Origin of the sequence: Oceanobacillus sp. J11TS1, assembly GCF_018333215.1 — a bacterium.
Taxonomy (GTDB): Bacteria; Bacillota; Bacilli; order Bacillales; family Amphibacillaceae; genus Oceanobacillus.
This window is the reverse complement of the sequence record NZ_BORO01000048.1, coordinates 1-10,352: the sequence shown is the minus strand read 5'-3', so window position 1 is coordinate 10,352 and position 10,352 is coordinate 1. Positions and strand designations below refer to the sequence as shown.

9 protein-coding genes are annotated in these 10,352 nt (G+C 32.5%); 8 read left to right on the top strand and 1 reads right to left on the bottom strand.

The window, feature by feature from the left end:
- The first annotated feature begins 317 nt into the window (after positions 1-317).
- The 8 genes from lanKC (at position 318) to yfmH (ending at position 8,982) form a co-directional block, all read left to right on the top strand.
- Positions 318-2,249 carry a class III lanthionine synthetase LanKC gene (gene lanKC / locus KI343_RS19415; RefSeq protein WP_212928061.1) on the top strand — a complete coding sequence of 644 codons (1,932 nt, stop codon included), beginning with the start codon at positions 318-320 and terminating at the stop codon, positions 2,247-2,249.
- The gene (locus KI343_RS19410) at positions 2,224-2,949 is read left to right on the top strand and encodes a lanthionine synthetase C family protein (protein WP_244857147.1); all 726 of its coding nucleotides are present in this window, start codon (positions 2,224-2,226) and stop codon (positions 2,947-2,949) included. The genes lanKC and KI343_RS19410 overlap by 26 nt, the downstream gene beginning before the upstream one ends.
- Positions 2,950-3,002: 53 nt before the next feature.
- Positions 3,003-3,140 carry a class III lanthipeptide gene (locus tag KI343_RS19405; protein ID WP_212928059.1) on the top strand — a complete coding sequence of 46 codons (138 nt, stop codon included), beginning with the start codon at positions 3,003-3,005 and terminating at the stop codon, positions 3,138-3,140.
- Between the two features lie 38 nt (positions 3,141-3,178).
- A complete protein-coding gene (locus tag KI343_RS19400) occupies positions 3,179-3,316 on the top strand; it encodes a class III lanthipeptide (RefSeq protein WP_212928059.1) in 138 nt (45 codons plus the stop codon).
- A 182-nt stretch (positions 3,317-3,498) separates the two neighbouring features.
- Positions 3,499-4,338: a class I SAM-dependent methyltransferase gene (locus tag KI343_RS19395; RefSeq protein ID WP_212928058.1), complete on the top strand. Its 840-nt coding sequence runs from the start codon at positions 3,499-3,501 to the stop codon at positions 4,336-4,338.
- A 261-nt stretch (positions 4,339-4,599) separates the two neighbouring features.
- A complete protein-coding gene (locus tag KI343_RS19390; RefSeq protein WP_212928057.1) occupies positions 4,600-6,348 on the top strand; it encodes an ABC transporter ATP-binding protein in 1,749 nt (582 codons plus the stop codon).
- A 56-nt stretch (positions 6,349-6,404) separates the two neighbouring features.
- Complete coding sequence (yfmF, locus tag KI343_RS19385) at positions 6,405-7,697, top strand: EF-P 5-aminopentanol modification-associated protein YfmF (RefSeq protein WP_212928056.1); 1,293 nt, start codon at positions 6,405-6,407, stop codon at positions 7,695-7,697.
- Between the two features lies 1 nt (position 7,698).
- Positions 7,699-8,982 (top strand): EF-P 5-aminopentanol modification-associated protein YfmH, encoded by a 1,284-nt coding sequence (gene yfmH, locus KI343_RS19380; protein WP_212928055.1) that lies wholly within the window; start codon positions 7,699-7,701, stop codon positions 8,980-8,982.
- A 113-nt stretch (positions 8,983-9,095) separates the two neighbouring features.
- Here yfmH and KI343_RS19375 read toward each other — a convergent pair whose 3' ends face one another.
- Entirely contained in the window at positions 9,096-10,013 is a 918-nt protein-coding gene (locus KI343_RS19375; RefSeq protein WP_280530157.1) for a transposase, read from the bottom strand.
- Positions 10,014-10,352: the final 339 nt, after the last annotated feature.

The following is a 10,352-nucleotide window of genomic DNA, read 5'->3' as shown; positions in this document are numbered from 1 at the left end:
AAAGGTATTTTGATTTATACTTTGAGACATGGTAGGGTCTCCTTTCTTGATTTTTTGTCCAATTTCGAGGGTACCCTACCTCTTTTTTTATCTCAACTATTTTACACAAACTATTTTACGTCATCTTTTCAATTCTAACGACTTAAATCTATTAATTAAAATTACATACATGTAATAGTGGACAAAGATTAAATTTAGTAGATTTTAATGAAATAGATTTAAATTTTCTAGTGCTATTTTCAGTATATTATTAATCATCTTTTTTTAAATTCAAAAATGATTATATGTTAACAAAAATTTAAACTGGAGGGATTATTATGGAAGGTAATATGCTTTATCATCAGTACTTAAAACCAAATTCGGAATATTATGGGAAACCGGATAGAGTAGAGAAGATTAATACATACAAAGTATATAATATTCCTGATACGTATGCTATTATCTCGGAAAAAGAATCAATTTGGAAATATTATCATGTTAAAGGAATATCGCTTCCAGAGCAAGGTTGGAAAATTCATTTGACTTCATTATTAGAAGATGCACAAAGTGTACTGGAAAAGGTCGCTCAATTATGTATGGAGAAGAAAGTGGATTTTAAGCATCTTAAGGATAAACATAGTTTTATCAAAATGAACTCGAAGATTGCCAATCGCGCTTCTTCTGGGAAGTTTATGACAATATATCCTGTTAATAACAAGATTTTTGTTGAATTATTAGAATTAATTTCTTCAATAACTCGGAATTATAAAAAAGGACCGTATATTCTAAGTGACAAGAGATGGAAAGATAGTAATGTTTTCTATAGATATGGAGGATTTAGAGTTATACTAAATGAAAACGGCGAACATTGTATCAGAGATAATGAAGGTAAGTTAATTAAGGATCAAAGGACTCCTTTTTACCAGATCCCTGACTTTGTTAAAAATTTCGATGATTACCTTAATACTATTAATAATTCTGGTGACTTAGAAACGAAAGGTGAAAGCAATTTAGAACAATATGAGATTGAGGATGCACTTAGTTATACTAACGCTGGTGGAGTATATCTTGCGACCCGAAAGAAAGATAATTTGAAAGTAGTTATCAAAGAAGCCAGACCTAATGCTGGTTTAGATGGAGTAGCTAAAGATGCTTTAGCAAGGCAAAAAATTGAATATGATGCTTTGAAAAAACTTAAAGACGTATCTGGTGTTGTTAATATAATTGAATATTTCCAAGAATGGGAACACCATTTTTTAGTTGAAGAATTCATAGAAGGAAGAGACTTGCGACAATGGCTTGCACAAGATTTTCCATTTTTAAAAGATGGTAATAATATAAATAATCATGCTAAAAATGTTAAAAATATACTTTTGCAGCTTTTTACTCTGATAGATAAAATGCATAATAATGGAGTAGCTATGGGAGATTTGCAACCAGCAAACGTAATGGTGACTGAGGATTTAACTGTTAGAATAATAGATTTTGAAACTGCAATGCCCGTAAATTCTGAGGAAAAGCCTAATATGGCTACAATTGGGTTTGTTTCAAAGGAAATGAAAGTTAGTGGTGCAAGAGATTGGTATGGATTAAAGAGATTGGTAAGATATTTAGCACTTCCAGTCTTGTCTTCAGAAGATCTAGACGGGTATTTACAATACAACCATCTTAATTGGATAAAAGAAAATTATAGAGATTCGTTTTACCATTTCGTTGTAGATTTACAAGAAAAATGCGATAAGAGAATACAAGATTTCCAAAAGTATATTCCAAAAGAAACTAGTCTTATCAATCATACTAGTGACTTTAAGTTATCTGCTATTATTAATAAGTTAATAGCAGGCATTCAAAATAATTTAACAGAAGATGAGAGGTTTATAAACGGCGATATTCGTCAATTTGAGATGAGCGGTGGAAAATTTAATTTTTTAACTGGAGGAAGTGGTGCTGCTTTTACACTTACTAAAAATAATTCAAGTACTGCAGAAGTAGATAAATGGATCCAAAGTTTTTTATTAAACAAATTACCTCGAATTGAAGATAATGGATTATTTACCGGAAAAGTAGGGATATTGACTCTACTTTATGATAAAGGCTATCAAGAAGTTGTGTTTAATGAATTGAAAATTTTAAAAGATAATATTAATAGCACAAATATTACTTTAAGATCCGGTCTTTCAGGAATTGGTTTATTTGTAATCAGTTTATATCTAGAGACAGAAAAAAAAATCCTGTTTAGAATTTTTGGAAAAACTAGAAAAAATAATTGAGTTTAATATTTCTAAAGAGGAGTCGTTAAAAGTTAATGACTGGATGGGAGTAAGGATAGGTATATTTGATGGATTATCTGGTGTATCTCTATTCTATTCAGCACTTTACTCAGCCACTAACAATAAAAAGTATCTAGAAAAGGCAAAGTCATTACTAAAAGAAGATTTAGACAAAACAAGAAGAGATGATGTAACAGGAACATTACAGACACTAGATGAAAGAAATCGCCTACTGCCATATCTTTCTGGAGGATCTATTGGAGTTGCTATTTCAATTTGGTTTTTAAATCATGTCAGTGGTCAAGAGATTTATAGAGAAGAAATGAATGCAATTTTAAAATTATCAAAGATGTGTTCCACAATTAGTGGAAGCTTATTTGATGGTGCAGGGGGGTTCCTCTTAATACCTTCTATGTTAAAGCATGGTGAAAATCGTCAAGAAATTCTTAGCGAGGTATTGAAGCTGCTTAATATCTTTTTAATCGAGAAAAATGGTTATTATGTATATCCAGGGCAATTTTCTTATCGATTAGCTGATGATGTTTATACAGGGAGCTCAGGAATAATTCTAGCATTGATGGGGATAGCAAAAGATAATCCGCTTTATTGGTTACCATTGATTAATTCGGATGCATTTCTAGCGAGAACAAAAGCAAAAGCTCTTTCAACAACAATTGAGCAGGTGGAAAAAAATGTTTAGTTATCATGTAACATTGCTGTGTGCATTCCAATTGAGAAAAGGAGGTGAAAAAAATGAATGCTGTACTGGAATTGCAAAAGTTGAAACATGACGCAGATGGTAAAGATCAAGCAGCAGATGGAACAATAACGACAACATGGACAGTAACAACAACAGGTGCTTTTACTTCAACAGTAAGCAATCACTGTTAATGGCTTCTCAATAAAGCAAAAGAAAAGGAGGTGAAAAAATGAATGCTGTACTGGAATTGCAAAAGTTGAAACATGACGCAGACGGTAAAGATCAAGCAGCAGATGGAACAATAACGACAACATGGACAGTAACAACAACAGGTGCTTTTACTTCAACAGTAAGCAATCATTGTTAATAGCTCTTCAATAAAGTATGGTAAAGGGAAATACGGTGAAAAGTTGTACATGTATTAAAGATTGTACCCCACTGTTAAATGACTTTTACTAATTTAATTATTGGGTGCTTAGCTAAATTTTAACTGAGTACCCAATAAGCTTACATTATTATACTTATGAATCATAAAAAAATCAATAAAGGGTGATAACAATCGAAAAGATATTAGAAATCGCAAAAAATCCTGAGCCATTTGAGGAAGGAACACAAGAAATTTGGCTAGATCCAGATAGAGCTGACCTTGTTTTGAAATCTCATTTTGATGAGAATATACCAGGTGGGAGCAAGGAGAGGGAGTTTATTGATCAAACTGTTGATTTTATTAATAAAATTGCACCAGTAGAGAAGTTTAAAAAAGTTATTGATTTAGGGTGTGGTCCTGGGCTCTATTCTCAAAATTTATCAATAAAAGGCTATGACGTTGTTGGTATAGATTTTAACGAAAATTCAATTGAATACGCAATAAATGAAGCAAGAAAAAAGGGATTATCAATAGATTACAGGAATGAAGATATTACCAATGCTGAGATTGAAAATGAATTTGATTTAGCTCTACTAATTTATCAGGTTTATGGTATTTTTAGCCCTGAGAATAGAAAAAAAATCCTTAGCAATGTCCACCGAGGGTTAAAACCTGGGGGATTAGTTCTGTTAGATGTGTTATCTGATACTGGCTATGAGAAATTTGAACAAAACCAAATGTGGTGGCTATCTAGTAAAGATAATCCAATATCTGATAAAAAACATTTAACTTTGTATGGTGCACTTAAATACCCTAATAAAGTTACATTGGCAAGAAATGTTATAGTTTTTGATGATGGTGAATTAGTAAATTATAATTATTGGAATCAACATTTTAGTGTAGAAAACTTAAAAAAAGAAGTAGAGGATGTAGGATTTACTCTTGAGAAAGTATACGCAGACGTTAATGGTGGAGATTATGTAGACAATGGTGAGTTCTTTGCAGCAATTTTAAAAAAGTAAATAAATAAGATAATTAGGATATGCTTTTTTACGGATGGGATTATTATTTGGACTTCAAGTATTATATCGATACCGAACAGGGTGCTGTTAAAAGGAGTAAGGTTCATTTAGAGTTCAGTGTTAGACATAATAGATGAATAATTCATTCCTTTTGAACTTAACACTGAACCCTAAAGTTAAATAATTATCATGACTAAATTCGAATCCTATTCATAAATGAAATTGCACAAAAAAACTGAAAAATAAAAGGATAATTTAATTATGAAATCACTATCTTTTAAGCAGTTCATGGATATATTGAATAAATATAGACCTTCAGGCTGGTTACTTAGCATAGCATTTATACTATCCATAATTCAAACTGGTGTATCATTAATAGTGCCGTTAATTGCTATGAATCTTGTGGATTTACTAGTAGTTGATGAGTTTAATATATTTATTTTATTAGGTTTGATACTTGTTTTTATTTTCCAAGTCTCACTTTCAGGTATCTCGATTTATATGATGATTTATATAGGTGAAAAAATAATTGTTCGTCTAAGAGAAGATTTATGGACAAAGGTAGTAAAGTTTCCAGTGAAATTTTTTGATGCAAATAACTCAGGGGAAATAATGAGTAGAATTACAAACGACACTATTGTGATGAAGAACTTCTTCGTAGATCATTTGATCTCATTTTTTACTGGACTACTTACTATTGGGGGGGCGATAATAGTCCTCTTTCTTATAGATTGGACGGTAGCGCTTATTTTTCTATTAGTTTTTCCTTTAGCATTTTTGATTCTAAGTCCGCTCGGTAAAAAAATGTATAGTGTTTCAAGAAATTTACAAAATGAGACTGCATCTTTTCAAGGAGATCTTGGTAGGGTTTTGAGCGATATCCGTTTAGTAAAACTTTCAGTTGCTGAAAATGATGAGGCAGTTCAAGGAAGTCAACGTGCAAGAAGGTTGTATGACTATGGCTTAGAATCCGGGAAAATAATAGCAATCATATCTCCTCTGATGACAACAACGATTCTCATGGTATTAGTTTGCATATTTGGTTATGGAGGCTATAAAGTTGCAATAGGCTCATTGTCTGCTGGTGCATTAGTGGCTATTGTTTTTTATATATTCCAAATTATGAATCCAATGACATTAATGGCTCAATTTTTCACTCAATTCCAAAAAGCGATGGGTGCAACAGAACGTATTAATTCTTTATTGGAAGAGAAATTTGAAGAAAATATTATATTAAACAAAGATAATGATAATAAGGGAAGTGAATCTGGAATTACTTTCTCAAATGTTGGTTTTTCATACAGTACAAAAAGAGAAGTGTTAAACGATATTAGCTTTACAGCTAAAGAAGGTCAAAAAACAGCGATTGTAGGCGAAAGTGGAGCAGGGAAAACTACTTTATTTTCTTTACTTGAACGATTTTATATTGTAGATAAAGGAGATATTTTCTATAATGGAAAATCTATTTATTCGCATGAGTTAAATGAATGGAGAGATAAAATATCGTATGTTAGCCAAGATACACCTATTATGGAAGGAAGTATTAAGGGGAATTTATTATATGGCATAAAAAGAGAGGTAAGTGAAATTGATATTTTTGATGTGCTCAAAAGATCTAATCTAGATTCTTTTGTTTCGTCGCTCTCTAAAGGTTTAGATACCGAAGTTGGCGAAAGAGGGATTCGTTTATCAGGAGGACAAAAGCAAAGAATTGCGATAGCTAGAGCTATTATAGGAAACCCTAAAATATTACTATTAGATGAAGCTACTGCACATTTAGATGGGCAATCAGAAGCACTTGTTCAAGAAGCTTTAAATGAGCTAATGAAGGGTAAAACAACGATAATTATTGCCCATAGATTATCAACTGTAAAAGATGCCGATAATATTGTTGTTATTGAAGACGGGGTAGTATCAGGTAATGGTTCCCATAATGTGTTGTATGAAGTAAATTATTTATATAGAAACTTGGTCAATCAGCAAATAATTTCGAATGAACTTAGTATTTGAGGAGAAAAAGAATTCTCAGGAAGATAAAAGTTTGATAATAGATAAGAAGATAGGAGATGGATGAATTGCATATTAGTTCGAGTGAACAAAATGGGTTGCATCTTCATCTGTGTAATATTGATAAATTCAAAACAACAAGTATAATGTTGATGATTAAAGCACCACTTCAAGAGGATATTATTACTGCAAGAGCATTAATCCCCTACGTTCTAAATGGAGGAACAACGAATTATCCTAATCGTAAGCAAATAAGGAAAAAACTTGATGAGATGTATGGAGCAACTCTTTATTCAGATGTTCATAAAAAAGGCGAGTACCATATTATTACTTTTGAAATGGAAATCTCTGCAGAACAATACCTTAGTACACCTATTTGTTTATTAGAATCTTCTCTCCATTTGTTGCACGATATTGTATATAATCCAAAGATTGAAAATGGGGTATTTGATTCTTCAATTGTTGAACAAGAGAAAAGATCTTTAAAACAACGGATTATTTCAATGTATGACGATAAAATGCGATATGCTAGTCTTAGGTTGATAGAAGAAATGTTTAAAAATGAGCCATATCATATTCCTGCGTATGGTAGAGAAGAAGAGGTTGACTCTTTAAATGCTTTAACGGTCTATCAAGTATATGAAAAATTACTACAAAATGCTCGCTTTGATTTATTTATCGTTGGCGAGGTTAATGAGAATGAAATTAAATCGATGGTACAAAATATCTTTTCTGAACAACATAACTATTCAGACATACAATGCAATTTTACGGATGAGCAAAATATAGATGAAGTTAAAATTGTTCAAGATAAATTAGATGTTGAGCAAGGGAAGCTTTTTATGGGTTATAGAACTTTTTCAACGATACAAGATGAGAACTATGAAGCTACAAGAGTTGCAAATGCGATTTTTGGTAGGTTTCCATCTTCAAAATTATTTATTAACCTACGAGAGAAAGAAAGTCTTGCTTATTTTACACTTTCGCAACTAGAAAGTAATAAAGGATTATTAATAACAATGACTGGAATAGATTTTAATAATTATAAATATGCTGTGCAAATTATACGAGAACAAGAATATGCATTGAAAAATGGTGATTTTACTGAGGCGGATGTCGACCAAGCTAAATCAATGCTGATTAGTCAGCTCTTGGAAGCATGCGATACGCCTCTCGGAATAATAGATATATCTATACAAGCAGTTGATAGAGGGTTTTCCGACAACGTAAATGATCAAATTAGAAGAATTCAAATGGTATCGAAAGACGATGTGATTCATTCTGCTAATAAATGGGACTTAGATACAATCTACTTCTTAAATAGAAATGAAAGAAGGGAAGAGGGAGAATAGAATGAAGGAAATAAAGTATAACCAGTTAGATGAGGTAATTTTTTCTGAACAATATTCCAATGGTCTTGAAGTTTTTATTCTTCCTAAGAAAGGGTTTCACAAAACTTTCGCAACGTTTACAACAAAATACGGTTCAGTTGACAACCATTTTTTTCCTGTAGGGAAAGACAGCCCTATTATAGTTCCTGATGGAATAGCACATTTCTTAGAGCATAAAATACTTGAGAGTAAAAAAAATGGTATCTTTCAGAGGTTTGCAAAGCAAGGAGCATCTGCTAATGCATTTACAAGCTTTACTCGTACGGCTTATACACTCTCGGCTACATCAAACATAAGCAAAAATATTACAATGCTTCTCGACTTTGTTCAGGAGCCCTATTTTACAGATGATTTAGTAGAAAAAGAAAAAGGGATAATTGAACAAGAAATAAAGATGTATGACGATAATCCAGATTGGCGTGCACGATTTGGACTTTTGGAAAACTTATATAAGAATCATCCTGCAAAAATAGATATCGCAGGTACAGTGAATTCTATTAATCAAATTACGAAAGAAGATTTATATACTTGTTATGATACTTTCTATCACCCTAACAATATGTTACTTTTTATTGTTGGTTCTGTGAACCCTGAAGCCGTAATTAAACTTATTCGAAACAATCAAAAGCGAAAAAAATTTCGAGAACCAAAAGAAATTATACGTATATCCTCTAATGAAGATGCAAAAGTAAATAGGTCATCAAGTGTTATGAAATTTCCAATTCAAATACCTAAAGTCTTTATTGGATACAAAGAGTTGAACCCTATGAGGCAAGGTAAAGGTTTGCTAAAATACGAGATGATATTAAATGTGTTACTTGAACTGATGTTTGGTAAGGGATCTCAAGCATATGAGAAAATGTATGATAAGGGTCATGTTGATGAAACATTTACATTTGACTATACAAATGAAAAGGGATTTGGTTTTTCTGTTATTGGTGGAGATAGCCGAAACCCCGAAGAAGTTATAAAAATTGTCAATGAAACCATTGATAATTTTAAAGAAAAAGCAATCAAAAAAGAAGATGTTCAGCGTGTTCTCAAGAAAAAAATTGGTAGCTTTTTAAGTGCTATTAACTCACCTCAATTTATTGCAAATCAATTCACACGCTATCGTTTCAACGAAATGGATCTATTTGATGTTTTACCTACTCTTGAAAACTTAACTGAAAAAGATATTGAGAAAGTACTGCATTTACACTTTTGTGATGAGTCAAAAACAACACTAGTTTTAAAAAAAAACTAAGTATAGAAAAATTTTCACTGAAATATAATTATTTACTTGACTCTTGCAATTTTTATAATTAACTCTAAAAAAGGGCAGAACTATCCCATATCACAGACGAGATTTTTTAAAAATTACGTTGTGAGTTTAAATTGCTTTAACACATCGGCTAATGGCTTCTTGGATAGCCCCTGTTCGTAGGCGTAAACGACAATTTGACCAAGATAATCTTTCCGTATTCGCCGAACAACGTCTCCAATCGTCATAGGAATCCCAGGCTGTTTCCATTCCTGCCGCTGATATTCCAAATAATTGTACGTCAAAAATTGGATACACCAGTAGCGTTCGATGCCTTTGTGAGAAAGCAATTGGTAATGATCAAAGCCCAGTAAATCCTTGAAGAATCGGTACCCGGTTTCAATGTTCCAGCGCACGTCATAATAGCGCAGGATGGTAACGACATCCAGGCTGCAATCGGTGCAGAGTATACAAAATGGACTTTCACTGGAATCGAATACGTCTTCCCAGGACAATAGGACTTTGACGTTCTCAATGTCGCTCAATTTCCCTTCGTATTCATATATTTTATAGGTATGATCACCCGCTGTAACCGAGCGAGTGTCGTCTTTTTCCATATATTTAGAAGCAAATTCGGATATCTTGACCCCTATCCCAACGGGATATATTTTTCGATTGATTCTTAAGCCACCAATCAAATGGTAGCCTTTGGCAGCACAGGCATCAACGAGCTTTTTGCTTGTATACCAGCTGTCCACCAAGACATAAATCTGTTCGTCTGTCGGTGATTCGTAATCCTTAATAAGTTCAATGGCCAAGTCATTTTTGCTTTTAAATGTTAGTCCTTCTTCCTCACAATAGGGCTTTCGAAAATAAGATCGAAAATCACAGGCGAAGGAATACTCTTCGCTAACCAAATGAGCCGTGACAACACAATGGGACCAAACGGTTTTCCCATCGGAATGCGAATAGTGATGATCTAATCCCTCCATTTGTTTGGTAGACGGATCTTTTTTTGACTGGGTGTCGTCAATAATATCATAACCTTAGACATCTCCTTTTTGGGTTTGGTTTTGGTGTGGTTACCTTCCAATACCACAAAAAGGGGATGTCCTTCTATTTTCGGGAAAACTTTTCAAAACTAGTCACTGTTCAACAAAAATTGACGACATATTTTTTGCAAGAGTCAAGTTACTTATAGTTTTTAATAGTCCATATATAACTTTATAACTTTTTAAAGAAAGTTAGGATGACGTAAAATAGTTTGTGTAAAATAGTTGAGATAAAAAAAGAGGTAGGGTACCCTCGAAATTGGACAAAAAATCAAGAAAGGAGACCCTACCATGTCTCAAAGTATAAATCAAAATACCTTT